Annotated in this window: 1 protein-coding gene; it reads right to left on the reverse strand. The window is 43.8% G+C overall.

Annotated features, from left to right (window positions below):
* Nucleotides 1-555: hypothetical protein (locus HMPREF3239_RS12780; RefSeq protein ID WP_256323743.1), on the reverse strand; the 555-nt coding region annotated here is incomplete at both ends.

Consider the following 555-nt stretch of genomic DNA (forward strand, 5'->3'; position numbering starts at 1 on the left):
TATCTGATGTACTTGTGCTTGTTGAGTCACTCACACTCGTTGATGTTGATGCACTATCTGATGTACTTGCACTTGTTGAGTCACTCACGCTTGCTGATGTTGATGCACTCAATGATGTGCTTTCACTTGTTGAGTCACTCACGCTTGTTGATGCTGATGCGCTATCTGATGTGCTTGCGCTTGTTGAATCACTTACACTCGTTGATGTTGACGTACTGTCTGACGTACTTGTGCTTGTTGAGTCGCTCACACTTGTTGATGTTGACGCACTCAATGATGTGCTTGCGCTTGTTGAGTCACTTACGCTTGTTGATGTTGAGGCACTATCTGATGTGCTTGTACTTGTTGAATCACTCACACTTGTTGATGCTGACTCACTATCTGATGTACTTGCACTTGTTGAGTCGCTTTCACTTGTTGATGTTGAGGCACTATCTGATGTGCTTTCACTTAATGAGTCTGAAAGACTCGTACTTTCTGATCCACTCAATGAGGTGCTTGTGCTTGTTGAATCACTCGCACTTGTTGATGCTGACTCACTATCTGACGTACTTG

Origin of the sequence: Staphylococcus sp. HMSC34C02 (genome assembly GCF_001838705.1) — a bacterium.
Taxonomy (GTDB): Bacteria; Bacillota; Bacilli; order Staphylococcales; family Staphylococcaceae; genus Staphylococcus; species Staphylococcus borealis.